The sequence below is a fragment of the Brevibacterium sp. HMSC08F02 genome, assembly GCF_001807555.1.
GTDB classification, from domain to species: Bacteria; Actinomycetota; Actinomycetes; order Actinomycetales; family Brevibacteriaceae; genus Brevibacterium; species Brevibacterium ravenspurgense.
The window spans coordinates 95,209-120,209 of sequence record NZ_KV789367.1 but is presented as its reverse complement, the minus strand read 5'-3'; the positions used below and the strand labels follow the sequence as shown (position 1 = coordinate 120,209).

Annotated in this window: 21 protein-coding genes; 12 read left to right on the top strand and 9 right to left on the bottom strand. The window is 62.7% G+C overall.

All coding sequences use genetic code 11. The features are described 5' to 3' along the window. The first annotated feature begins 278 nt into the window (after window positions 1–278). From HMPREF3172_RS09940 to pknB, 7 genes are read left to right on the top strand one after another with little or no spacing between them, the layout of a single operon-like run. The gene (locus HMPREF3172_RS09940) at window positions 279–1,187 is read left to right on the top strand and encodes a DUF3662 and FHA domain-containing protein (protein ID WP_256173432.1); all 909 of its coding nucleotides are present in this window, start codon (window positions 279–281) and stop codon (window positions 1,185–1,187) included. After that, complete coding sequence (locus HMPREF3172_RS09935) at window positions 1,187–1,711, top strand: FHA domain-containing protein FhaB/FipA (RefSeq protein ID WP_070517218.1); 525 nt, start codon at window positions 1,187–1,189, stop codon at window positions 1,709–1,711. The genes HMPREF3172_RS09940 and HMPREF3172_RS09935 overlap by 1 nt, the downstream gene beginning before the upstream one ends. After that, window positions 1,708–3,315, top strand: coding sequence for a PP2C family protein-serine/threonine phosphatase (locus HMPREF3172_RS09930; protein WP_070517215.1), 1,608 nt, complete (start codon window positions 1,708–1,710; stop codon window positions 3,313–3,315). Before HMPREF3172_RS09935 ends, HMPREF3172_RS09930 begins: the two co-directional genes overlap by 4 nt. Continuing rightward, window positions 3,312–4,841 carry an FtsW/RodA/SpoVE family cell cycle protein gene (locus HMPREF3172_RS09925; RefSeq protein WP_070517213.1) on the top strand — a complete coding sequence of 510 codons (1,530 nt, stop codon included), beginning with the start codon at window positions 3,312–3,314 and terminating at the stop codon, window positions 4,839–4,841. Before HMPREF3172_RS09930 ends, HMPREF3172_RS09925 begins: the two co-directional genes overlap by 4 nt. After that, window positions 4,838–6,304: a peptidoglycan D,D-transpeptidase FtsI family protein gene (locus tag HMPREF3172_RS09920; protein ID WP_070517210.1), complete on the top strand. Its 1,467-nt coding sequence runs from the start codon at window positions 4,838–4,840 to the stop codon at window positions 6,302–6,304. The genes HMPREF3172_RS09925 and HMPREF3172_RS09920 overlap by 4 nt, the downstream gene beginning before the upstream one ends. After that, window positions 6,304–8,061, top strand: coding sequence for a protein kinase domain-containing protein (locus HMPREF3172_RS09915; protein WP_070517208.1), 1,758 nt, complete (start codon window positions 6,304–6,306; stop codon window positions 8,059–8,061). Before HMPREF3172_RS09920 ends, HMPREF3172_RS09915 begins: the two co-directional genes overlap by 1 nt. Beyond that, window positions 8,061–9,902 (top strand): Stk1 family PASTA domain-containing Ser/Thr kinase, encoded by a 1,842-nt coding sequence (gene pknB, locus HMPREF3172_RS09910; RefSeq protein WP_256173431.1) that lies wholly within the window; start codon window positions 8,061–8,063, stop codon window positions 9,900–9,902. Before HMPREF3172_RS09915 ends, pknB begins: the two co-directional genes overlap by 1 nt. Window positions 9,903–9,916: 14 nt before the next feature. Here pknB and HMPREF3172_RS09905 read toward each other — a convergent pair whose 3' ends face one another. The 3 genes from HMPREF3172_RS09905 to HMPREF3172_RS09895 are packed head-to-tail and all read right to left on the bottom strand — an operon-like array spanning window position 9,917 to window position 11,930. Continuing rightward, the gene (locus HMPREF3172_RS09905; RefSeq protein ID WP_070517204.1) at window positions 9,917–10,573 is read right to left on the bottom strand and encodes an anthranilate synthase component II; all 657 of its coding nucleotides are present in this window, start codon (window positions 10,571–10,573) and stop codon (window positions 9,917–9,919) included. Beyond that, window positions 10,570–10,800 carry a hypothetical protein gene (locus HMPREF3172_RS09900; RefSeq protein ID WP_061942304.1) on the bottom strand — a complete coding sequence of 77 codons (231 nt, stop codon included), beginning with the start codon at window positions 10,798–10,800 and terminating at the stop codon, window positions 10,570–10,572. Before HMPREF3172_RS09900 ends, HMPREF3172_RS09905 begins: the two co-directional genes overlap by 4 nt. A 2-nt stretch (window positions 10,801–10,802) precedes the next feature. Beyond that, the gene (locus HMPREF3172_RS09895; RefSeq protein ID WP_070517201.1) at window positions 10,803–11,930 is read right to left on the bottom strand and encodes a class E sortase; all 1,128 of its coding nucleotides are present in this window, start codon (window positions 11,928–11,930) and stop codon (window positions 10,803–10,805) included. A 175-nt stretch (window positions 11,931–12,105) separates the two neighbouring features. Between HMPREF3172_RS09895 and HMPREF3172_RS10335 the strand changes: the two genes are divergently transcribed. From HMPREF3172_RS10335 to HMPREF3172_RS09880, 3 genes are all read left to right on the top strand, one after another. Continuing rightward, complete coding sequence (locus HMPREF3172_RS10335; protein WP_256173429.1) at window positions 12,106–12,645, top strand: cell division protein CrgA; 540 nt, start codon at window positions 12,106–12,108, stop codon at window positions 12,643–12,645. Continuing rightward, window positions 12,636–13,337 carry a membrane protein YczE gene (locus tag HMPREF3172_RS09885; RefSeq protein ID WP_256173428.1) on the top strand — a complete coding sequence of 234 codons (702 nt, stop codon included), beginning with the start codon at window positions 12,636–12,638 and terminating at the stop codon, window positions 13,335–13,337. Before HMPREF3172_RS10335 ends, HMPREF3172_RS09885 begins: the two co-directional genes overlap by 10 nt. A 247-nt stretch (window positions 13,338–13,584) precedes the next feature. After that, window positions 13,585–14,106: a hypothetical protein gene (locus HMPREF3172_RS09880; RefSeq protein ID WP_070517196.1), complete on the top strand. Its 522-nt coding sequence runs from the start codon at window positions 13,585–13,587 to the stop codon at window positions 14,104–14,106. A 146-nt stretch (window positions 14,107–14,252) separates the two neighbouring features. Here the strand turns inward: HMPREF3172_RS09880 and HMPREF3172_RS09875 are convergent, their stop codons facing one another. Then, window positions 14,253–15,050: a rhomboid family intramembrane serine protease gene (locus HMPREF3172_RS09875; protein WP_070517194.1), complete on the bottom strand. Its 798-nt coding sequence runs from the start codon at window positions 15,048–15,050 to the stop codon at window positions 14,253–14,255. A gap of 242 nt (window positions 15,051–15,292) precedes the next feature. Beyond that, window positions 15,293–15,823 carry a peptidylprolyl isomerase gene (locus tag HMPREF3172_RS09865; RefSeq protein ID WP_070517189.1) on the bottom strand — a complete coding sequence of 177 codons (531 nt, stop codon included), beginning with the start codon at window positions 15,821–15,823 and terminating at the stop codon, window positions 15,293–15,295. A 243-nt stretch (window positions 15,824–16,066) separates the two neighbouring features. Here HMPREF3172_RS09865 and HMPREF3172_RS09860 point away from each other — a divergent pair, with 243 nt between their 5' ends. Continuing rightward, a complete protein-coding gene (locus tag HMPREF3172_RS09860; protein ID WP_070517187.1) occupies window positions 16,067–16,882 on the top strand; it encodes a hypothetical protein in 816 nt (271 codons plus the stop codon). A gap of 1,014 nt (window positions 16,883–17,896) precedes the next feature. On the opposite strand, the gene HMPREF3172_RS09855 is transcribed toward HMPREF3172_RS09860, so the two are convergent. The 4 genes from HMPREF3172_RS09855 to HMPREF3172_RS09840 all read right to left on the bottom strand — a co-directional run bounded on the left by HMPREF3172_RS09855 (window position 17,897) and on the right by HMPREF3172_RS09840 (window position 23,434). After that, a complete protein-coding gene (locus tag HMPREF3172_RS09855) occupies window positions 17,897–19,417 on the bottom strand; it encodes an amidase (RefSeq protein ID WP_070517185.1) in 1,521 nt (506 codons plus the stop codon). 190 nt (window positions 19,418–19,607) lie between these two features. After that, window positions 19,608–20,348, bottom strand: coding sequence for an SDR family NAD(P)-dependent oxidoreductase (locus HMPREF3172_RS09850; RefSeq protein WP_062020011.1), 741 nt, complete (start codon window positions 20,346–20,348; stop codon window positions 19,608–19,610). A gap of 73 nt (window positions 20,349–20,421) precedes the next feature. Then, window positions 20,422–21,639, bottom strand: coding sequence for an MFS transporter (locus HMPREF3172_RS09845; protein ID WP_070517183.1), 1,218 nt, complete (start codon window positions 21,637–21,639; stop codon window positions 20,422–20,424). A gap of 103 nt (window positions 21,640–21,742) precedes the next feature. Beyond that, window positions 21,743–23,434, bottom strand: coding sequence for a PucR family transcriptional regulator (locus tag HMPREF3172_RS09840; protein ID WP_070517181.1), 1,692 nt, complete (start codon window positions 23,432–23,434; stop codon window positions 21,743–21,745). A 219-nt stretch (window positions 23,435–23,653) separates the two neighbouring features. Between HMPREF3172_RS09840 and HMPREF3172_RS09835 the strand changes: the two genes are divergently transcribed. Further along, window positions 23,654–24,994: an aspartate aminotransferase family protein gene (locus HMPREF3172_RS09835; RefSeq protein ID WP_070517179.1), complete on the top strand. Its 1,341-nt coding sequence runs from the start codon at window positions 23,654–23,656 to the stop codon at window positions 24,992–24,994. Window positions 24,995–25,001: the final 7 nt, after the last annotated feature.

The window sequence follows — 25,001 nt, the reverse complement described above, 5'->3', positions numbered from 1 at the left end:
TAAAGCGTGGATTCCTTCCTAACGGGTGTGCGCAACGGCAAACAGACAACCGCCGAGCACACCCAGCCACCCCGCACCCCAACCAGCCCCGCACCCCAACCACCCCACCACCCACACCCACCTAACAACAGCACCCAAACCCCATCAATATCCCCTCAATATCCCCCACGCGTGCGCGATTTCGCGTTAGTGTCAAATCAGCCGCTGCCGCGCGCTGTCGGCGGAATATGCGGTTCTCAGGGCCAGCCAAGGCCCGGGCCGTTAATATGGTGAGTTGATTGATTGATCGTCGAAAGGGGGTGGAGCGCACCGTGGGCATACTCGACCGTTTTGAGCGCGGAATTGAACGCGTGGTCAATGGCGCGTTCGCCAAGGCCTTCCGCTCCCAGGTCGAACCTGTTGAGCTCGCCGGAGCGCTTCGCAAAGAAGCCGACGCACGCGCCGCAGTTGTATCGCGCGGCCGCACACTCACCGCCAACAGCTACACCGTGGAACTGTCCTCGAACGACTTCGAGCGACTGACCCCCATCTTCGACGAGCTCAAAACCGATCTCCGTCAGGTTGTCGGCGAACACGCTGTTGAGCAGGGCTACACCTTCGTCGGCCCCGTCACGGTGGAACTGACCGTCGCATCAGACCTCGACACCGGCGTCTACCGCGTGCTCGCAGGAACTGAGCGCCCCGATGGCTCCCCCGCCGCGCAGCCGGCCAATCGCGGCGGCTACGACCCGGCAAGCCGCGCCAACCCCGTCGTGCCGGAAGCCTACGAACAGTCCCGCCGCCGCGAAGCCAACCCGACGCCTCCCCCAGCCGCCGCACCCCCGGCACCCCCAGCACAAGCACACTCCGCCCCACACCATCAGGACCCCGCACGTCCCGCTCGTCGACAGTCGGCCGCGCACTTCACAGTGTCGGTTGGTTCGCGCAGCTACCGGCTGGGCCAGGGGTCGACAATTTTCGGCCGTTCGTCTTCCAGTGCCGACATCGTCATCGACGACCCGGGTGTTTCCCGCCGCCATTTCGAGGTGACCGTCGACGGTTCGCACGCCCAGGCCTCTGACCTGGGCTCAACCAACGGCACCCTCTTGGACGGCAAACGCATCTCCAAAGTCAATGTGACCGATGGAACCGTTCTGCAGGCCGGCGACAGCACGGTTGTGTTCCATCGATCGGAAGCAGGGAGCTGATGACAGAGCTCACCGTCATGGTGCTGCGGCTCGCATTCTTCGCGCTGCTGTGGATTTTCGTCTTCCTCGTCGCCGGTGTGCTGCGTCAGGACATCTTCGGTCCGCGCACTAAAGTCCGCCGTCGCAAGGACGGACGCTCCAAGGGCAACCGCGGCCGCCCGCAGAGCACGCCCGCTGCCGCTCCGACCGCATCCGGCGGCTCTGTTCAGCCCGGCGACCAGGTGACAACCGCCCATCACGCCCAAGTGGTGTTCACATCCGGGGCACTGCAGGGCAGAGTCATCCCGCTGGGCGGCCAACCAGTGACCATGGGGCGTGCCGGCGGCAATGACGTTGTCCTCCACGATGATTTCGCCTCTGGTGTTCACGCGCGCGTTGTCGCTGATGAGGGCCTGTGGTACATCGAGGATCTCGGTTCTACCAACGGAACGTTCGTCGGCGATCGCAGGCTTCACGGCGCTGTGCCCCTGCCTGCTTTCACACCTGTGCGAATCGGCAACACGACTATGGAGCTGCAGGCATGACGAACGAACTTCCCGAAATCATGTTCAACGCCGCCGTCCGCTCCAATGTTGGTCTGGTGCGTCAGAACAATCAGGACTCCGGCTATGTGGGCCCGAACTTTCTGCTGATCGCCGACGGTATGGGCGGTCACGCTGGCGGTGACGTGGCTTCGGCCATCACGGTCAGCCGTCTGGCTGCCCTGGACACTCCGCAGCACAGCCCTGACCTGCTGGGTGAGCTGCGCTCAGCGATTCTCGAAGCGAACGAGCGGATCAACGCCGCTGTCGCCGAACGCCCCGAACTTGCCGGCATGGGCACGACCGTGACCGCGCTTATGCGCCAGGACAGCCGTCTGTGCTTGGCTCACATCGGCGATTCGCGCGCGTACCTGCTGCGCAACGGCGAACTGACCCAGATGACGTCTGACCACACGTTTGTGCAGATGCTCGTGGACGAGGGCCGCATCACGGAGGACGAGGCGGAGCACCACTCCCAGCGTTCTGTCGTCATGAAGGTGCTCGGGGATGTCGGTTCGACACCGGAGCTCGACATGTCGATCCGCAACGCTCAGCTGGGCGACCGTTGGCTTCTGTGCTCTGACGGGCTGACCGGCTTTGCGGATATTCGCGACATAAAGCAGATTCTCGAAACCGTTGAAAACCCCGATGACGCCTGCGACCAGCTGGTGGACCTCGCCTTGGACGGCGGCGGTGCGGACAATGTGACGGTCATCGTCGCCGACATTGTTGAGGCTGACCCCGCGCGCGCTGAAGATCCCGGTTCGAACGCCGGTTCGGTGCGCATCAACCCGCACTACGCGCTTCTGGGCAGTTCAGCTGAGTCCACCCGCCAGATGAACGTCGTCAACGACGATCCTGCCGCTGACACTGACATCATGCACGCCGGCGACATCGCCGCGATGGGCAAGGACACGGGCGCCGATGACGCCGATGAGGTCACCCAGCCGACTTCCGCGGATACAGAGCCCGCCACCCAGCCGACCTCCACCTCGGGAGAAGATGACGAGGCGGAGCCGGCTGCCGCCGCAGCCGCACCTGCCGCTCCCGTCGCCGCTGCTTCCGCGGCTTCCGCCGCAGATGAGGAACCGAAGCCCTCCCGCGCCGAGCGCAAAGCCCAGCGCAAGGCCGACAAGAAGGCGTCCAAGCGGGCTGCCGCGGCACGCGACGACGACGATGACGACGACTACGAAGAAGTGCCCCGCCGCAGCTATTTCGGCTGGATTGTCACGGTGCTCGTGATTGCTCTTCTGGCTGGTGCGGCCCTGTTCGGGTGGCGCTACATTCAGAACCAGTACTACGTGACCGAAGAGAACGGGCGCGTTGTCGTCTACCAGGGTGTTTCCCAGGACCTGGGCCCCATCAGTTTGTCTCACCTGCAGGAACAGACCGACATCGAGGTCAGCAGCCTGTCGAGCTTCACGCAGGACCGCCTGGGTCAGACGATCCCTGCCGGCTCGAAGGAAGACGTTGACAACATCGTCGACAACCTGCGGAAAGAAGCCAGCCGCGACAGCAGCGGTGACGGCATCCAGGGCGGCGTCAACGACGGAACCGACCCCGCCCCCAGCAGCGATTCAGAATCACCGGGCGGTGACGGACAGTGAGTCGCGCAACCCTGGACGACTACCGCACGGAAGCCGATCAGGTCGAGACTGCCAAGGGTCCGCGCACGTACCGCAATGTTGAGCTGTTCCTTGTCATCATCGCGGTGATTGTCGCCGGCGGTTCCTATGCGCTTGTCGGCATCGGAGCTTCCGGTGAAATCCCCGCCAACGTGTACAGCTACACCGGCGTGATCGCCGCTTTCGGCATCGGCATGAACATCGTGCTGCGCTTCCGAGCGAAGTACGCCGACCCCGTGCTGCTGCCGATCGCAGTCATGCTCAACGGCTTGGGCCTGGCGATGATCTTTCGGATCGGGGTTGCCAAGGGATCCACGAGGACTGCGGATTCGCAGCTCATCTGGATGGGCCTGGGCGTCATTCTGTGCGCTGCGGTCATCTTTGTGCTGCGCGATCACCGCATTCTGCGCAACTGGCCCTACATTGCGTTTCTCGCCGGTGTTTTCTTCCTTCTGCTGCCCCTGCTGCCCGGATTGGGCCGGACCATCAACGGTTCGCGCATCTGGATCGGCCTGGGCCCCTTCAGCTTCCAGCCGGGTGAAATCGCCAAAATCTTCTTGGCGATCTTCTTCGCCGGCTATTTCGTCAACTACCGCGACCAGCTGCGCCTGGCCGGTCCGCGAGTCCTTGGGGTGCGCCTGCCGAGGCTGCGCGATACCGGTCCGCTTATCATCGCCTGGATCATTGCGGTTGCCGTCATGGTCTTCCAGACCGACCTGGGTTCAGCACTGCTGTTCTTCGGTCTGTTCGTTGCAATGCTCTACGTAGCAACCGGCATCAAAACGTGGATCTTTTTGGGCCTGTCCATGTTCGCTGCGGCCGCAGTCTCTGCGTATTTCCTGTTTGCGCACTTCTCACAGCGCGTCGACGCGTGGCTCAACGCGCTGTCGCCGGAAGAGTTCAACCGCAAACCCGGCGGTTCCTACCAGCTGGTGCAGGGCATGTTCGGCATGGCCAACGGAGGTCTTTTCGGCAAGGGATTCGGCGAGGGCCGCCCGCAGATCGTCCCCTATTCGGACTCCGACTTCATCATCGCCAGCTTCGGCGAAGAGATCGGAATGATCGGCCTGTTCGCAATCCTCACGCTGTACCTCATCATGTTCCAGCGCGGCGTGAAGATCGCCGGCAGCCTGCGCGACCAGTTCGGCACCCTGCTGGCTCTGGGTCTTTCGTTCCTCATGGCCTTCCAGACGTTCATCGTCGTCGGCGGTGTTACCCGCCTCATCCCGCTGACCGGTCTGACCACCCCGTTCTTGGCAGCCGGTGGTTCTTCTCTTGTGGCCAACTGGATCATTCTGGGGTTGCTGCTGCGCATGAGCGACAACGCCAGACGCCCACAGGAGGAATTCCAGACGGGCGTGCTGCGGGCGGTCACAGACACCTCGCCCACCGTGCGCACGGATGACGAGGCCGATGTCGAGGCTGACAGTGGCGACTTCGCAACTTCGGACTACAACCCCAGCACCAGCGGCTACGCGCCGAAGCCGGCAGGAGGTGAACAGCAGTGAAGAAATCGTTGGGCCACGTATTCATCGTGGGGCTTGTGATGTTTGCCCTGCTGTTCGGTTCGGTCAGCACGGTGCAGTTCCTTGCGGCTGACAGTCTGCGCACCAACCCGATGAACAACCGCACGCTGCTCGAACAGCTCTCGCGGCCGCGCGGACCGATCCTCATCGACGGTGAACCCGTCGCCAAATCCGTTCCCGTTGATACGCAGTACAAGTACCAGCGACAGTACGGCGGAGAGGGCCTGCCTGCCGAAATGTATGCGGGCGTCACGGGCTACTACTCAGTTATCGGCGGCTCCACTGGGATCGAACGCACCGAGGGCAGCCTGCTGTCCGGCCTGGACGACCGTTTCTTCTACGACCAGATCTCCAACTGGCTGACCGGTCAGGAGAACATGGGCGCAGCCATTGAGCTGACCATCAACCCCAAGGCACAGAAAGCTGCGTGGGATGCCCTTGGCGGACAGAACGGTGCCGCTGTTGCGCTTGACCCGAAGACCGGGCACGTCCTGGCGATGGTGTCGACCCCCGGCTGGGACCCAAACCCCTTGGCTTCGCACGACACGAAGAAAGCCCAGTCGGCCTATGACAAGCTCCTCAAGGCCGACGGTCAGCCTGCCGTGAACAAGGCGATCGGCGGCAAGCAGTACCCACCCGGCTCTGTTTTCAAGCTCGTCACCGCGGCAGCCGCACTCGAACACGGCGACTACACCCCGGACACCGAACTGGATTCGCCAACCCGCCTGGACCTCCCGCAGACCAGCGCAACCATCGGCAATGCCGGCGGCGCAGCCTGCGGCAGCGGTGGAAAGGCCAGCTTCGAACACGCTTTGGCGAAGTCGTGCAACACAACCTTTGCCAAGCTCGGCATGGACATCGGCGAAGACGCGATGGCTGAAACGGCCTCCAAGTTCGGCTTCGGCGAAAGCTTCGAATCGCCCATCAAGGTCGATGCTTCGCAGTTCCCGGAAGATCTCAACCCGCCGCAGCTGGCACAGTCGTCCATTGGACAGTACGAAGTCCGCACCACGCCCATGCAGATGGCCATGGTCGCCGCGGCAATCGCGAATGACGGCAAGGAAATGCAGCCCAACCTCGTCAAGCAGGTCAAGAACGCCCGCACGCTCGAGGTAATGGAAACCCCGCGGCCGAAGACCTTCTCGAAGCCCATGAGCAAAGAGTCGGCAGGCTACCTCAACCAGATGATGCAGAAGGTCGTCACCGACGGCACCGGCGGGGCGGGAGCAATTCCGGGTGTCAAGGTCGCTGCGAAGACCGGTACGGCACAGCATGCGAAAGGCGCGGCACCCCACGCCTGGTACACATCGTTTGCTCCGGCTGACGACCCCCAGGTGGCCGTGGCAGTAGTAGTAGAGAACGGCGGTGCAGCAGGATCGGCAGCATCCGGCGGGCGCACTGCGGGACCGATAGCAAAGAAGATCATGGAGGCGGTGATCAGCTGATGAAGCCAGAAGCAGGCACGGTGCTCGGCGGACGCTACGAACTCACCACCCGCATCGCCGTCGGCGGAATGGGCGAAGTGTGGAAGGGAACCGACAACGTTCTCGGCCGCCCTGTCGCAGCGAAGATCATGAAGGACGAATACCGGGACGACGAGGGCTTCCTCGCTCGGTTCCGGGCCGAAGCACGCTCAATGGGCGCGGTGTCCGACCCCGGCATTGCCGGTGTGTACGACTACGGCGAAGAAACCGGCGCACCCTACTTGGTTATGGAATACGTGCCCGGCGAAGCGCTGTCGGCAATCATCGAACGCGACGGCGCTATGAGCGAAGTCGATGCTCTCAACATCACCGCGCAGGCCGCCCAGGCACTCGATGCCGCCCACAAGGCCGGTGTGGTGCACCGTGACATCAAACCGGGCAACCTGCTCATCACCCCGGACTTCCGGGTGAAGATCACCGACTTCGGCATTGCCCGCGTGGCCGACCAGGCTCCGCTGACCCGCACCGGTCAGGTGATGGGCACCGCCCAGTACCTGGCTCCGGAACAGGCCACCGGCAAGGGCTCGGTGCCCCAGTCCGACCTGTATTCGCTCGGCATCATCCTGTACGAACTGCTGGCGGGCCGCCGTCCGTTCATCGGCGAAACCCAGGTTGAGATCGCCATTGCGCAGGTCAACCGCAAGCACCCCGCCCTGCCGGAAACCGTTTCGGCACCCGTGCAGAGGCTCGTGGACTGCCTGCTGGCCAAGAAGCCGGGGCAACGTCCGGCTGACGGCGCATCTGTGGCCACGGCTGCGCGTGCCCTGATGGACGGCGACATCGCGGCTGCGGAAGCCGCCATCCCCCAGCTGGCGCCGAATGCCGGCGGACAGACCGCCGCAACACAGGTGATCGGCTCTGACGAAGCTTCGACGACCGTGCTGAACCACACCTCGGAGCAGGCGGCCGCACAGCCGGCCGGCATCCAGCGCGGATACCTGGCCGGGCCCGAACCGACGTCAGAAGAACTCGAAGAACCCGGAGAGCGCAAGAAGGGCGGCGCAGGCGCCAAAGCTGCGATCGCGATTCTTGTGATTGCCCTTCTGGGTCTGCTGGGCTGGGGTGCGTGGGCACTGTTCGGTGAACAGCTGTTCGGCGATCAGACCACGGATGAACAGTCCGAAATGGTCGAGATCAACCCCAGCGACTATGTCGGCAAGGACTACCGCGACGCAAAGGCTGACCTGCGGGATATTGGCCTCAAGGCCGAAAAGACCCTGGAATACTCTGACGAACCAGAAGGCACCGTCACGGCTGTGCAGTCCGGTGAGAACGGCTACAGCTTCCCGTCCGGTTCGCGAGTAACACTGGTGGTTTCGCGCGGTTCTGAGCCAACTCAGAACGACCCCGCTGACAACCAGGACAGCCAGCCTGAGCAGCAGGAACAGCAGCCGCAGGAGCGCAAGCGCCCCAGCGACTCGAACCAGGGCGGTTCCGACCAGGGTGGATCCGACCAGGGCGGCTCGAACCAGCAGGACGGTTCCGGCGGTTCCGGGTCTGACAACGGCGGCGGATCCAATGACAGCCCCGGAAATTCGGGCGATGCGCCGGGTCAGGACCGCGGAAACTCCGGCAATGCTCCGGGACAGAACAAGGACCAGGGAGGCCAAGGCGGCCAGAACGGTTCCGACCAGGGCAATTCGGGACAGGGTGGTTCCGGCCAGGGCGGCGGAAAAGTGACTGGCGGGGACTCCGCCTCGAACAGCGGAGGTAAATGATGCCAGATTCACGTCTGCTTCTGGGCCGTTATGAGATCAAGGAGCTCCTGGGTCGCGGCGGTATGGCCGAAGTGCATGCGGGAACTGACCGCAGGCTCGGCCGTCGTGTGGCAATCAAACTGCTGCGCAGCGACCTGGCCCGTGACAATTCCTTCCACGAGCGCATCAACCGCGAAGCCCAGTCGGCTGCCCGGCTGAACCACCCCGGCATCGTCAGCGTCTACGACTCCGGCGAAGAGGCCGTGGTGGAGTCCGGCGGCGGCGAAGTCATGGTGCCGTTCATCGTCATGGAGTACGTGGAGGGCCAGACTCTGCGTGAGGTTCTCTCAACCCACGGGCCGCTGACGGTGCAGGAATCGCTGGACATCATTGCGGGTGTCCTGGCGCCGCTGGACTACAGCCACCGCAACGGGATTGTCCACCGCGACATCAAACCCGCCAACGTCATGCTCACTCCCGAAGGCGACATCAAGGTCATGGACTTCGGGATTGCGCGCGCACTTGAGGACACGGGTTCGCTGACCCAGACCTCGTCTGTTGTCGGCACCGCCCAGTACCTGTCGCCCGAACAGGCCCGAGGCGAGGTTGTCGATGCCCGCTCCGACCTGTATTCGACGGCGTGCCTGCTGTACGAACTGCTGACGGGCCAGCCGCCGTTCACGGGTGATTCGCAGCTGGCCGTGGCGTACCAGCACGTGGGCGAAACCCCGCGTCCGCCTTCGGAGATCAACCCAAACATTCCGCCGTCGGTGGACCGTCTGGTGCTGCACGCTCTGAGCAAGAGCCGTGATGAGCGCTACCAGGATGCGTTCACGTTCCGCGAGGATGTTCTGGCTGCCCGCGATGGTCGTCCCATGAGCATTGACGGCGGCGACCCGAACGCAACCCAGATCTACACCCCGGCCCCGGCGACCGCAGCAACGCAGATGGTCGCTCCCGTCGGCGTGGGCACCGGCCCGCAGACCATGGGGCCACATGATGAGCTGAGCAGCACCTCGGGCTTTTCGACCCTGCCCAACCGCGACGAAGAAGAGGAAAAGGACAAGAAGAAGCGCAGCTGGCTGTGGATTCTTGCGACGATCCTCGTCCTTGTTTTGGGCGGGCTGGGCCTGTGGGTATACCAGCTGTCCAAACCGCAGGAACCGCCCACGATCGAGCTTGCTGACCTGAAGGACGTTTCTGAAGAAGAGGCGCTGAAGTGGCTGGCGGACAATAACCTCAACGGGCTGACCGAAGAGGTCAACGACGACGATGTCGATGAGGGCAATGTCGTCAAGACTGACCCCGAAGGCGGCTCTGTTGTCCAGGTGGGTTCGGATGTCACGGTGTTCGTATCTGTTGGGCCGGCCGAGGTGACAGTTCCGGATGTTTCGGGACAGACCGAGTCTTTGGCTCGCCAGACGCTGGAAGAGGCTGGTCTGAAGGGCGGTTCGAACACCGAGGAGAACTCGCCTGACGTTGATAAGGGCACGGTGCTCAAGACCAAGCCCGGTAAGGATTCGAAGGTCGAGAAGGGTTCGGCTGTTGACCTGGTTCTGTCTTCCGGACGGGTCGATGTTCCGGATGTCACCGGCAAGACCGCTGATGAGGCCTGCGAAATCCTGACCGGCGAAAAGCACCAGCTGCAGTGCAACACCGAAGAGGTCGAAACGAACGACCACGACGCAGGCAAGGTGTTCTCGCAGTCGGTCAAGGGTGGTTCGTCAACCGAACAGCACGCCACGATCACCATCAAGGTGGCGAAGGAAAAGCCGACGCCCACTCCGACGCCGACGCCGGCAGATGACAACACGGATGACGAGGGATGGCCTCTTCTGCCGGGAGCAGATGACGATTCGTGATTCCGCTGCGGCGCTCAGCTGCTGAGCGCCGCGGCTGACGCCACCGGGGCGCGGCCGTGTGCGGCGGTGATTGCCTGCCGCATACCGCAGGCGGCCAAGAAGTTCGCGACCATCGTGTAGCCGCTCTGCGTGAGAACGCTTTCGGGGTGGAACTGTACGCCGTGCAGCGGGGCACTGCGGTGGCGGATGCCCATGATGACGCCGTCTTCTGTCTGTGCGGTGACTTCGAAGACGTCCTGCGGGAGGCTGTCGTCCACGATTGCCAGCGAGTGGTAGCGGGTGGCCGTCAGCGGTGAAGGGCAGCCGGCGAAAACCGAGTCGCCGTTGTGGACGACCTTCGAGGTTTTGCCGTGCATGAGAACCGGTGAACGGTCGACCACGGCCCCAAACACCTCGCCCAGCACCTGGTGACCCAGGCACACCCCGAAGTACGGCAGCGAGTGCTGAGCGGCCCATCGTGCGATGTCGGCGCTGATGCCGGCTTCAGCCGGCGTTCCCGGCCCCGGCGAGATGAGAACACCGTCGTACTGGGGCAGGAGTTCGTCCAGCTGGTCGGCGGTGATGTCGTCATTGCGGACGACGTCGGTCTGTGCGCCGAGTTCCTGTACGTAGCTGACCAGGGTGTAGACGAAGGAATCGTAGTTGTCGATCACGAGGATGCGAGCGATCACAGGTCTGCTCCCGGGATGGTGGTGTTGGCCGTGGTGTCGACGACCGTGCTGACGGCGTCGTGGGCAGCGCGGCCTTCGATTGTGGCGTCGTTGAACGGCATGTACGGCGCGATCACGGGGAATACGTACTGCATGAGCACAAACACGATGACCGCGATCAGCAGCGCGCTGATGATTGTTTTGACGAACCAGTTGCCCGGCAGCAGACGCCAGATGAATTCATACATGCTTACTTCCCTCCGGCTTTCTCGAAGGCGGGAAGGTCGGCAAGTTCCTTGGGAACGTCCGTGCCGGTCGGCGACCAGTCGGTGAGCGTTGCGTAGGCAATGTAGCGTTCGCGCGCGGAGAACATGGGGTTGCACGCCGTGAGCGTCAAAATTCGGTCCTTGCCCTTGTATTCGGGGGCCGACGGGACGGGGGCGAGCACTTCCGTGGCGTCGGGCAGGGTGATGTCGTAGTTGCGGAAGGTGTAGGTGTACACGCCTTCCTTCGTCTGAATGTAGATCCTGTCGCCCGGCTGCATTTCGGCGATGAGGTTGAGCGGCTTTCCGTAGGTCACGCGGTGGCCGGCCATGGCGAAGTTGCCGACCTCACCGGGTTTGGCAGTCGACGGGTAATGGCCCATGCCCATGCGGTTGAGCACGGGTTCCAGCGACACACCTTCCGCAATGGTGCGGTAGTAGTTGGGGCCGAACCGCGGGATGTACATGATGCCGAAGGCTTCGTTCTCAGCCGGCAGCGCGGCGGGTACGGGGGTGTCGGGGTCTTCGGGCAGTTTGTCGAGGGGGTTTTCGCGCCACTCTTCGGCAAGGGATCCTGCCAGGTGCTGGTTGTCTTTGTTCGCTTCGATGTCGGTCCACCACAGCTGCCACACCACGAACAGGATGAGGATGAGGCCGGCTGTGATGCACAGTTCGCCGAAGCCGCGGATGGTGCCGCGGACAAAGCCGAGCGGTTCAGGTTCCGACTTTGCGGGTTTTGCCGGTGGGGCTGGTGCGGGTTCAGCGTGCCCGGTGGGGGCGCTGTAGCCGGTCGGCGCGCTGTGGCCCTGGTTCGGTGCGGTGGTGTGCTGCGGTCCGGTGCCGTAGGCACGACGGGCATCGCGAGCTGCCGGGCGGATGTAGGGGCGCTCCCCCACCGCCGGCATGGGCGAGGTGGCGGCACCGTCATCTTCTGCCACAGGGTACGAGGTGGATTCTGCCGGGGCCTCTGTTTCGCGGCTGGGTTCGCGGTTGGGCCGCTGCGACCCCTCTGGGTGCACGGCGTAGGTTTCGCCGGCAGATTCGGCTTGTTCGGCACGCTGGGCTTCAGCCCGCTCACGCGCGATGCGTTCTTTGCGCGTCAGTGGTTGATCCACGTGTGTCCTCTTAGCTTTCCAACGATCCCAGCGGGGATATCCGGCTGTTTCCTCGAGCCATCATAGTGGCTCAAGCCGGCGTTCTTGTGCTATGCGAGCCAAAAACGACTAACATACCCTGAGGAATTCCGATATGCCGTTGTTTGGCCTGCACAAGGCCAACCGAAGGAGAACTGTGGCCTCGTCAAGCAAGCGCGAAGACAACCTCAAGGCAACCTCATCGCAGGTGCCCGCCGAAGCCGACGCTGAAGAAGCGGTCGAATCGGCTGAACTCGACGCGAGCAGCGCAGAATCGGAAGACAGCGCGAAGGCAGCTGACAAGGGCTCTGGCAAGGCAGCTGGCAAGGGCTCCAAGAAGGCAAAGAAGACCGACGACGCAGACAAGAGCGGCACCTCGGGCGCTAAGCAGAAGAACCGCAAGTCCGCGCCCGCCAAGAAGTCGAAGAATTCCGCGAAGTCGGGCAACCCGGCAAAGCGCGCATCGGCGCGCAAGCAGACCAAGTACCAGTCCGGCAGCTCGGATACCAGCGTGCGCCCAAACCCGCGCTGGTTCCTGCCGACCATGCTCGGCATCATCATCCTGGGCATGCTGTGGTTGATCGTGTTCTACCTGTCCGGTGGTGAGTTCCCCGTGAAGGTGTGGGGTAACTGGAACCTGCTGGCAGGCTTCGGAATCATGGTCGTCGGCCTGGCGATGTCCACCAGATGGCGGTGAGTCCTGGCGGAGGCCAGGGCGGATCAGGCGGTTCAGGCCAGCGCGGCGGTGCCGCTGATTTTCGCCTCCTAGCTCAGGCACCCCTCGGATGGAGGCTGACGGCTCTCTTTGTGGGGCTTGCCTTCTACGGGCTGTCGTCGGGACTCATGGTGATGTCCAACCTAGGGCCTGTGCCGTGGGACGTTCTGCACCAGGGCATTTCGCACCACGTGCCGCTGTCGATCGGCACGATCATCGTGATCATGTCGCTCATCGTTCTGCTGGCATGGATTCCGCTCAAGCAGAAGCCCGGGCTGGGCACGTTTGCCAACGCCGTGCTGATCGGCGTGTGGCTGGACTTCTTTGTGTGGCTGATCGGCTATCCGGAGCAGATGTGGATGCGGATCCTGTTCATGATCTCCGGCATTGTTCTCAACGCGATTGCCACGGTTCTGTACATCATTCCGAACTTCGGGCCCGGGCCGCGTGACGGCCTTATGACCGGGCTGACCCGCGTGACCGGCAAACCCGTGTGGATGGTGCGCTCGGTTATTGAGGTTTTGGTTCTTGTAACGGGCGTCCTGCTGGGCGGACTGCTGTGGATCGGCACATTTGCGTATGCGTTCTTGATCGGCCCGCTGACGAACTTCTTCCTGCGGTTTGCGCAGAAGATCTTCGGGCCGTCCGACCCCTTGGTCAGCGACGAGACGTAGTCAGGCCTGACTCGGCGGTCGGTTGGGGCGGCACCAGCGTTGATGCCTCTGGTGCAGATTCACGCGGTAATGCGGATTTGCGCTGTGTTGCGGCGCATTAGCGCGTGAATCTGCATTAGCGCGCAAAACTGGCCCGCTTGGATGCCCACTTCGAGAAACACAGAAACAAAACGGCCATTCTAGATAAGCGCACCAAGATGCACAATGCTTATAAAAAGTACTATCAGTGCTGAATGAAAGAGCTGATGTGACTGCATGGTATAAAATCTGGCCGCTGAGTTCTCAGAGGGACTTCTGGATTCGCACGACGTGGGAGGGCCGTCCGGACCTGGGTTCTCCGACGCTTGAGGATGGGCGAGAGGTGTTCGATGTCATAGCTGACGGGAAGCTTGACGAGATCCCGTTTCCTGTGTGGTTTGAGCGCAATACGAACAGTCGCGGCAAGCGCCGGGGCGATATCCTCTGGGGCGGTCCTCCGACTCTTGTGTCCCAGCGCTTCGCCGACGCAGTGGCTGAACTCGGTGTGACGGGATGCTCGACGTTCGACGTCGACCTTTACAGCCTGAACGAAGGACGAGTCGACGGTTACGTCGGATTCGCTGAGAATATTGAGGGGACGAGCGAGATCAGTTCGTACGCGTGGCGAGAGGGTGCTCACAGCTATGCGTGGATCGTCAGCGAACGCGTGCTTGAAGGTTTGAAAGCTCGCGGGGTAGACATGTTCGAGGTCGAACCGTTCGACGAGAAGCGCCGTTTCCCGCGAATATAGGCCGATTCTGTCGACCAATGCCCCCGATCAGTACACCTAGTTAGGAGAATCGGCCGGACGCGGCGGAAGGTTTCGCACGCTGGACGGTCGCCCCAGACGCTTCCGCTGCGTCAGGCGGCTACACCAGACGCCACTAGCCCGCTGCGTCACACAACCGTGTAGGCGGCGACGAGGACAATCGTCGTCAGAACAGCTGCCACCCAGAAGGCGGTTCGGGCGGCCGGGCTGCTTGCCGGGACGACGGGTGTGGGCTCCACACCGATGCCGCCGCGCACATAGCGTTTGGCAAGGATGCCGGCGCCGCGCGGCATAACGCGGGCGATTCCCAGCACAAATCCCACGGCGAGTCCGCCCAGGTGCGCCTGCCACGCGATGTTCGAGTCGATCGTCACGAGCGCCATGTTGAGGCACAGGAACAGCACGATGCCCATGAGGTTCCGGTCCAACCTGCTGGTGGGGGCCAGCAGTGTGCTCACAACGGCGAACACAGCACCCGATGCGCCCACGTACGCAGAGCTGAACTCAGGTGTTCCGGGTGCGGCCAACAGCAGCGTGAGAACGGACCCGCCGAATGCGCCCACAACGTAGGTGACCAGTATGAACACGTGTCCCATGGAGCGTTCGACAAACGACCCGAAGAAGAACAGACCCAGCATGTTGAACAGCACGTGGCTGGGGTTGGGCTGCGCGTGAACGAGTGCGGCAGTCAGTGCGCGCCACGGTTCTTCGTGGGCAAGGATAGGAGCGAAAGCAAAACGCCTCTGCAGGTCGAGCGATGGCAGGAACTGCAGCAGGAAGAACACGAACGTGATCGCGATGATCGTCCACGTCACGAACGGCCGCGTCAGCACGACTGCCGAGCCGCGTGAGGTCGCCTGCCGAGCAGGCGCACTGTTCGGGTCGGGTTCTTCCGAAAAGGGGGCCGCACCTGCTGATTCGCTCATGCACACGAGGATAGCCGAGCAGCTTTGGCGCCCTGATCAGGCTTCAAAGGACGAGGTGCCGCCCGGCTTACACAACACCAGAACCCGCGAGGTGGCTGGGGAAACGGGGCGGCACCTCGGCGGTCTAATTCAGGACCGGCACCCGGGTGGCCGGGGCTGGGACTCGACCGGCGCCTGGTGAGTGTGGCCCTGGGAAAGAAACAGCGCCGCAGCAGAAGCTACGGCGCTGCGAAAAGCTCAGATCAGAGAACTTCGACCGATTCGATGGTGACGTCCTCGATCGGACGGTCCATGGCGCCGGTGGGCGAGGCTTCGATCTTTTCGACAACCGCGAGCGAGTCAGCGTCGGCAACTTCACCGAAGATGGTGTGCTTGCCGTTGAGCCACGGGGTTTCGGCGGTGGTGATGAAGAACTGCGAGCCGTTGGTGCCGCGGCCGCCGCGGGTACCGGCGTTCGCCATGGCCAGGAGGCCCTTCTTGGTGAACTGCAGTTCGGGGTGGATTTCGTCGTCAAACATGTAGCCGGGGCCGCCGGTGCCGGTGCCGACCGGGCAGCCGCCCTGGATCATGAAGTTCGAGATGATGCGGTGGAAGCCCAGACCGTCGTAGTACGGGGTGGGGTTGGAACGGCCGGCGTCGTCCTTGTATTCCCGTTCGCCCTTGGCCAGTTCAACGAAGTTGGCAACCGTCTTCGGAGCGTGGTTGCCGAAGAGGTCAAGTTTGATGTCGCCCTTGTTGGTGTGCAGGATAATCTGCTGTGTAGCAATACTCATAGCTTCAGTTTGTCATGAACCACTGACATGAACCTTATTTGCCCCTGATGTTCCGCTGGGAGCTTACGATGTCAGTGGAAAACGTATGGAATGCGGTCAGCTGTTAGTGGAAATACCGTCAGAATCTGACTTTTCGGCCGCCTGGGGTCCCCTCGTGTCAGTGCCGACCAGTACGATGGAGAGGACGAATGGCGCACACATATGCCCTGCACTGCGCAGGGGCGAACATCCCAGGAGGGTGAAATGTTCAAGAAGAAGTCCGCACCGAAGTCGTTTCTCGAGAACGTCGACAACGCCGTACACAACCTGACCGAAAAGGCCGGCCAGCTCCTTCAGGATGGCACCGAGGCTGCACGCCCCGCCCTGAAGGAAGCCGGAGACCGCCTGCAGAAGACTGCCGACAACGTCCGCCCCCAGCTCGAAGACTGGGCTGAGCAGGGCCTCGGCAAGATCGAAGACGGTCTTGAATACGGTCGCTCCAAGGCTGCCGAAGCCCAGGGTCTCCTGGTTGCTCGCGGCGGCGAACGCGCTTCCGACCACGCCAAGACGATTGCCGCTGGTTCGAAGGACGCAGCGAAGGCCATTCGCAACGCTGAAACCCCCAAGGCTCTTGACGAACTGATTGAGCGCGTCACGGGCAAGAAGGGCCAGGTCAAGAAGTTCAAGAAGCTCGCCGCTAAGCGCGCTGACGAACTCGCCAAGGCTTCGCGCAAGGCCTCGAAGCAGGCTGCGAAGGAAGCTCGCAAGGCTCAGGGCAAGCGCGGCATGTGGATCGTGTGGCTGCTGGCTCTGACCGGTGTTGGCCTGATCGGCTACTACGTCTGGACCAAGGTCAAGCCGGTTGAAGACCCGTGGTCGGAACCGCTGCCGGGCAACCGTCCCGCTGACGCGCGGCCGGTTGGTTCGCACCGCACCACCACCGTTGTCGAAGACGTTCCTGCACCGCTGAACGAAGACGGCGAAGTGATTGTCGAACAGGACGGACGCCACGTTGCTGAAGGCGACGCCGCTGTTGTCAACGACCTGATCGAAGAAGACGAAGAAGACAACAAGGCCTGATCTTCGTTCTGAGGTAGGGAGCGTGGCCCGGCTGGGATGTTTGGCCCGTTAGGCGGGTGGCCTGGTTGGGGCCGCACAGCTGAAGGGCTTGCTGCCTGACTGATTTCCCGAGGCGGAACTCACCTGTGGTGAGTTCCGCCTCGTCTGTGTTTGGGGTGGGAGTACGAGGTGTGGGTCCGGGCGCTGGCGAGTGTGCGGGTGCGTCAGAACCAGCTAGACGAGGCAACTAACCGGCTGCCGCCGCATACCTACACCACACCCGCAAGCGAAAGAAACACCCGTTAGACGGAATCTGCGCCTTAACCACACAAAGACTCCCCTAAGCCGGAATCTGCGCTTTAGCAACCACTGCTAACGGGAGTTTTTATTGCTAACCGGTGTGCGGGTGCGTCAGAACCAGCTAGACGAGGCGACTAACCGGCTGCCGCCACATACCTGCACCACACCCGCAAGTGAAAGAAACACCCGTTAGACGAAATCTGCGCCTTAGCCGCACAAAGACTCCCCTTAGACGGAACCTGCGCTTTAGCAACCACTGCTAACGGGAGTTTTTGTTGCTAACCGGTGTGCGGCCGCGGAGTTTTGTGGGCAAAGCAGTGGCCGGGTTCCACATGGAACCCGGCCACAGCACACACAGAAAGGAGATATCACCGGGACTTCGAAAGTACTCCGGAAGCATTGGTCCGACTCAGAACACTGCCCATCGTCTTCGATACGCAACATCCGGAGTTTTTCCGATGCACTAGCCACACTAGCCGGGAACCGCGGAATCTCAAGGATTCTGCCTAAGCTTTTCGAACGATATGTCGGACACCCTGCGATTCTGTGTTCCGAGGGTCGACTGTGGCCTGACCGCCAGCAGTATTCATGCCTAATCGGTCGCTCTGCTGATTAGGTGCAAAGCAAGGCAAAAACTGCCGGATCGCCTCAATACTCCACCTAGACAGCAGAACCGGGGAGTACCGACGAAGCTAGGAACCCAGCCGAAGCCTCCTGCCCAACCAGCCGAATCCCTCACCCAACCTTGGGCCTGGGGAACGGCATGAGCGCTTCGATAGCAGCGGCGACTCGCAACACTGTCGCTTCGCGGTAGGGCATGCCGACGATCTGCACGCCGGTGGGCACTCCTGCCGAGCCGATGCCACTGGGCACTGACATGGCGGGCATCCGGTTAGCGATGTTGAACGGCACCACCTGGTGTGCTTCCCAGTAGAAGCTGTGTTCACCGTCGGGCCGGTCGATTCCGGTGGTGAAGTCCTGCCCAGCATCGAGGTCCTCAACAGCCGAGGTTGCCGTGATGAGCACGTCAACCTCGTCGAGTGCCGCCAGCAGCTTCTGCTGAATGTCAGATTCGATGAGAGCAGCCTCCAGCAGCGAGGTTTCCTCGGCAAAGCGCGTGGTCCTGCGGACGAACTCCTGCGTGTAGGGCTCAAGAACCGTGATGTCGCCGCCGGCCTGCCGCTCAATATTGGGCGCCAGAAGTCCGCCGTAGTGAGCCATCGAGGCCCGCGTGACATCCTCGAGCTTCAGCTGAACATCAACGGGCACGACCTGCGCACCTGCCGCTTCCAATGCCTCAGCGACTCGTTCAACACCCAGGCGTGTGGATTCATCAAGCTCATAGCAGCCCAGGTCAGCACTGACCCCGATCCTCCAGCCGCTCAGATCGACGTCGTGTACCTCGGCCTCCGCAGGCACCTCCTGCCCCGAGGTGTAGCTGTACTGCCCGAAGTGATGTTCCACGGGAAACGATCCGCTGACGGGAATCGTCGCCATATCGAGCTTTGACGGCCCCATGATCTGGTTGAAGACCAGCGCGGTGTCCGACACGGTCCGCGCCAGAATGTGGTCGCCGCGGTACCAGTCGATGTTCATGGGCACTGCGCCGGGCGTACGCCCGTGCGAGGTCTTCAGCCCGGGCAGACCGCAGAAAGCCGCGGGAATTCGGGTGGACCCGCCGATGTCACTCGCGGTTGCAAAGGGTGCGAAACCTGCGGCAACTGCCGCACCGGAACCTCCCGAGGAGCCGCCCGGGGTCTTGTTCGGGTTGTACGGGTTGCGGGTGACTCCCCATTCGCGAGTGTGGGTGAACGTTGCGCACGACATTTCCGGCGTGGTGGTTCGTCCAAAGGGAATCGCTCCGGCTTGTTTGAGCCGAGCAACGATTTCCGCGTCCTTTTCGGCAACCCTTCCCTGCAGAGCTTGAGAGCCGCGTGTCGCTGACAGTCCCGCAACGTCGTGCTGTTCTTTGACGAGGAACGGCACACCCAAAAGCGGCCGTTCAGCATCGTGGTAGGAAGAACCGATTTCGCAGCAATCGCCCGCACCGTCCTGGTAGTACCTCGTGGCTTCCGCTGCGAGCTCGCGAGCGGATTCCACCTGCAGGTCGACGATCGCGTTAATGCCCGTGGCTTTGTCGAGCTCCTCGATTCGCTCAACCAGATGGTCGAGCACCTCAAGCGGGGTAAACGTACCTGCGCGGAATCCGCACAGGAGCTGGCGAACGGAAAGCCAGTGCAGCTGATCGGCAGTCATAACACTCCTTTGTGATGACCTATGTGTGCGTAGGCAAGCCATTTCGGCTTGGCCCTACCTTAAACCCACACTCGGTTCCCTCCACGACCATCCGACCGCATTCAGCCTTCACGGCTGACCAGCTGGCCCCACACCACAAGCTTCTCCAGCCAAAGACACGAGCCCAGTTCACCCCGCCCGGCGGGGCGTGTCAGTACAGTTTGTTGGCTCCACCGTCGGCCATAAGCGTCTGCCCCGTCATGTACTTCGAGTCGTCCGACAGGAGGAACGCAACGATTGGTGCGACGTCGTCGTGGGGGTCGCCGAAGCGGCCCAGCGGAACCTTTTTCAGGCTGGCTTCGTACATTTCGGGGAACGCTTTCGCCCACGCTGCAACACCTTCGGTCAACGCCATGGGGCTGACGATGTTGACGCGGATGTTGTCTGCCGCCCATTCGTTGGCCACAACGCGCGTGAGTCCTCGAATCGCCTCTTTTGCCGAGGCGTAGGCCGCCTGGGTGGGCTGGCCGACAATCGCTGCTCCGGAACCGAAGTTGACGATCGAACCGCCGCCCTTGAGGTGGGGGTAGGCGGCGAGCATGAAGTTGCGGGTTGCTTCGAAACCCGTACCAAAGGACAGCTTCCATTCGTCTTCGCCAAGGTCGGCAAAGGGCGCTTGTTTGGAGGCGTGGGCGTTGTTGACCAGGCCGGTCAGGCCGCCGAACTCTTCTACCGCGAGCCCGACGGCCTTTTCTGCAGTTTCCGGCAGGCTGACATCGGCAGCCAGGAAGCGCACGCTGCCCTCAAATTCAGTTTGGAGTTTCTGGCCTGCGTCTTCGTTGATGTCGACGGCGACGACTTTCGCGCCGCGTTCTGCAAGGAGCCTGCTGATTGCTCCGCCGATTCCTGCGGCTCCTCCTGTGACAATGATTTTCTGACCGTCGAGCTGCATGGGCTTCCCTTTCTTCTGCTGCCTGCGCCTGCTCACTTCCATTATCGGGCTTGTTTCTGACCTAAGCCCGTCTTTACCCCGCGTGCGCGCGTCCGCCGGCCTGCCGCACGACAATCGCCAAAAGGAGCGAGGCGCCGCCTGCTACCGCTGCGAACATGGCTCCCGCTGTGATTGTGACGGCGGCACCTCCGGCCCCAGAGGCGGCGCCGAATGCCAGGGGGACGGCGAGTCCGGTGATCCGCTGGGACATGCCCATCGCTCCGAAGTGCGCCCAAGGACGGAACGAACCGATGGCTGAGCGGTTGACGTTGAGGACCGTGACGACGATTGTGCTGGCCACAACCGGTCCGCCCAGAGCAATGCCGACCGCCACCATCCAGGGCTGATTGCTGATGGCCGCCATAACTCCGCCAATACCGGCAATGGCGGTCGTCACAATGAATTCAACGTTGCAGCGCACAAAATCACCGCGGGCAATGAACGCTATAGAAAGAACGGACAGCAATTCGCGCAGCACCAGGCCCACACCGATTGCCGCACCGACCGTGCTTCCGGCGCTGGCTTTTTCCACCGGCAGGACAGAACCGTGCAGCAAGAACATAAGCGGTGTGCTGCAGGAGACCACGAGTGCCAACATGAGCGTCGGCGAATGCACTGTCGCTGAAACTGAGGCCGCCATTGCGGCAACCGGGTTCAGGGACGCGCCCTCTTCTGTGCGCACGGGCCGGGGGAATCGGTAGCTCAGCGCCCCGAAGAGCAGACCGAGCCCCACCATGAACCACCACATGATCCACGCGAGGTCCTGAGACAAGACCGCCGAGATGATGAGGGCGGACCCGAGAGCTCCACCTCGTTGGAGGATGACGTTGATCCGCTGACCGTCCGTCTGCCGCGGCCCCAGGAGGTTCGAAAAGTAGGCGATCCCGGGGATGTACAGCAGGCTCGAACAAACCGAGAACAATGTGGCCAATACCAGCCACGCCCATCCGTGGACACCGTCCAGGGCCGCGAACAGCGCAAGAATTGTGACCAGGCCGCCGGCGATTCGGGTGACTCGCCGGTTGCCGATCCTGGCGGACAGTGCAGTGGCGAAGGAATCAAAGGCAATGCCCGCTCCCATGTACAGGGCGAGCGCAATAGGCCTGATGACAGGGTCGGAAATAGACAGCGGGATGGCAGTCATGAGCAGCGTGTGCACCCCGAAGTACAGGGAAATCTGCGTGGAAATCGCCCAGTAACGCCGGCCGCGCCTGCGAAGCTTCGCCCAGTCGATTCTGTGCTGCCGTCCCACGCTTGTCCTTTCTGCTCGCTGTTGCATTCGCTGCGGGCTGCACCCAGCCGCCCGGTGTCCTCGGCCCCTCTGCCGTCAACGCACTCAGTCGCCCCTACCGCCATCACATGCTGCGGCTTCGCTGCCACAGCAGTGCGGTCAGGAGCGCTGCCGCTGATTCTGGGTCGTCGAGTGACACTCCCAGTGTCGATGCTATGCGCCCGGCTTTTGCGTAAACGGCCGGCCTGCTGATTCCCAGCTGCCGCGCCACGGCAGCCTTCTGCCCGCCGCACAGCAGGTAGACCCACAGGAATTCGAGGTCATCTGACGAGGCGCCGCCCGCCTCCCGCTGTCTGCTCCCAGAAGCGTCGGGCTCGGCTGAATTCAGCAGCGGCCCCAGTTCAGCGTGGGCGAATGCGCTCATTCGCGGGTCGTCACTCAGGCTGGCGATCAGCCCGTTGAGCCGCAGATCGGAGAACCTGTAGAAGGGCTGGCGGCGAATGGACATGCCCGCGGCCACGTGGGCGGCTTCGACCGCGGTGGGGATGTCATCGGCAACCGGGACGAGTGTCTGGCTCAGCTGACCTGCGCCGACCGTGATGGTTTCGGGGATGGCCTCGGTGAGGTCGCGGCAGAGTTCTGCGGTGAGGTCGTCCGCCGAACCACCCACACTCGATGGAAGCCCCAGGATTGCGACGACTGTTCCGGTGCGCCACGCGGATGTCACGGCAGTCAGCCCCAAGCGTTCGGCGGCGGCCACGAGTTCCAAACGCAGGCCGCGTTCGCGCAGCTGGTAGTCGGCCGCTTCGTCTTTGGTGACGCTCCCGCTGGCTGCATCGCCGTCGTCCTCAGCAAAGCCGCCGCCGCACATTTCGACCCCTATTGCCATGAACCCGCCCGGGCCGTGCAGGTCGGCTGCGCGGCCGCGTCTGAGCGCCTGTTCTTCGCTCATGTGCGGAAGTTCTGACACGAAGTGGTCGCTGGCGCGCATCCGCAGGTCGTATGTGGTCTGTGAGTGTGCGCGCACCAGCGTGATGGCCTGGCTTGCCCGCTGCAGGACCTCGGCCGCGTAGGGGTCGTCTTCGCGTGCCGAAGGGGCGACCACCCGACCCCACCTGCGGCCTTTGACGCCCACCGGGACTGCCTGGGCAGCCGACGGCGGCCAGTTCTCTGTTGCCGCAAGGGCATCGGCAGGAGCATGAGCGAGGATCCTGTGAGCTGCGTCTTCGAGCACCACCGGGGTGCCCAAACGCCTGGCGGCTTCGCGCACGATCACGCTTTCGTCCGCACCGCTCAGACTCAGTTCGGTAAAGGCCTCGTGGAGTTCGCGGGTGCGTTCGACAATGCTGAGCTGCTGGCCGATGAGCACCCGGTGGGCTTCCTGCGTGATCCGCACAAACCGCACGCGGGATCTGAGCGCTACGACGGGCATACCCGCTCCCCTCCCGGCCTCAGTGAGTACTTCAAGAGAGCGGGGGCTGGCGAGCCCCACCTCGTCAATTGCCTCAACCGCGAACCCCACGGCCCCGGCCCTGCGCGCCTGGTCGAGAAAAGCACGGGTGTGCTCGACGGAGTGTTGGAAGGCCGGCGAGGACGACAGCAGCATCTCGCCACCTTCCAGCAGGTCGGTGACTGCGTCAGTTTCAGCAATGTGGACCCAGCGGACCGGGGTGTCGAGATGCTCTTCACCTGCGAGAACTACGGGATTGCCGAGTTTCACTTGGGGAAGCTGCAGGAAGTTCCTCACGGTCAGATCGCGCAGGCCGTCGGTTTCCGGAACAGAGCCCGTGTGCTGACCAGCACTGATGTCCTGCATAGACATCGCCTTTCACTGTGTAAAGAAAGCTTTGGGCTGACTTTACAGAATGGCCCTTGGCGTGGCTGGTCAGCTGAGACATACTGACGCGGATAGGACGAACCGCCGCCCTTCCGAACTGCGTTCAACGCCACGTTCAGAACAGCGTCCAGCAAAGCCGCTGGATCATCGCTGAATCGGATCGCAGCAGCGAGGGGCACCGTGAGCAAAGGGGCTCTTATGAACATCGACGTCGATGACGCTGCACGCACATACGAACTCGACCGAGCGCATGTTTTCCATTCGTGGTCAGCTCAGGCGCAGATCAACCCGATGACCATCACGCGCGCCGAAGGTTCGCACGTGTGGGATGGCGAGGGGCGGAAGTTCCTCGACTTTTCATCGCAGCTGGTCAACACGAACATCGGGCATCAGCACCCCAAGGTCATTCAGGCCATTAAGGACCAGGCTGATTCGATCGCAACGATCGCTCCGGCCCACGCCGTCAAGCCGCGCTCTGAGGCTGCCGCGCTCATCACCGGCCTGGCACCAGACGGCATGGACTACGTGTTCTTCACCAACGGCGGCGCGGATGCAAACGAAAACGCTGTCCGTCTGGCGCGCCTGCACACGGGACGCCAGAAGGTGCTGTCGGCCTACCGCAGCTTCCACGGTGCCACGAGCCTGGCGGTGAACCTCACGGGCGACCCTCGCCGCATTCCCAATGACACCCCGGGTGAGGGCGTTGTTCACTTCTTCCCGCCGCACACCTACCGTTCGCACTTCGGCACGGACAGCGAACAGGATGAAACCGAACGCGCTCTGCGCCACCTGGAAGACGTCATTGTGCTCGAGGGCGCGCAGAACATTGCTGCCCTGATTCTGGAGACGATTCCCGGAACCGCCGGCATCTACGCTCCCCCTCCGGGGTACCTCGAAGGTGTGCGCGAGCTGACCCGCAAGTACGGGATCATGTACATCGCCGACGAGGTGATGGCCGGCTTCGGTCGTTCCGGTTCGTGGTTCGCTTTTGAGCAGTTCAATGTCGTTCCGGACCTCATCACCTTCGCCAAGGGTGTGAACTCCGGCTATGTGCCGCTCGGCGGAGTCATCATGTCCAACGAAATCAAGAAGACCTTTGATGACCGCGTTTTCCCCGGTGGTCTCACCTACTCCGGCCACCCGCTGGCGACCGCGGCTGCGGCCGCGACGATCAAGGCCATGCGCGAAGAGGAAATGGTGGAAAACGCCGCACGCCTGGGCGATGAAATCATCCGCCCGGCGCTCGAGAAGATGCACGCCAACCACCCGTCGGTCGGTGATGTGCGCGGCCGCGGCTGCTTCTGGGCGATTGAGCTGGTCAAGAACAAGGAAACTCGCGAACCGCTCGCACCCTACGGTGCGACGAGCGAAGCGATGAACGCCACGATCGCCAAGATCAAGGAGTACGGTGTTCTTCCGTTCGCAAACTTCAACCGCATTCACGTGGTGCCGCCGCTGAACACATCGGACGAAGACGTTGCGGCGGGCCTGGATGCCATTGACCGTGCCCTCGATGTCGCGGATACGTTCACGGAGTAAGGAGCCA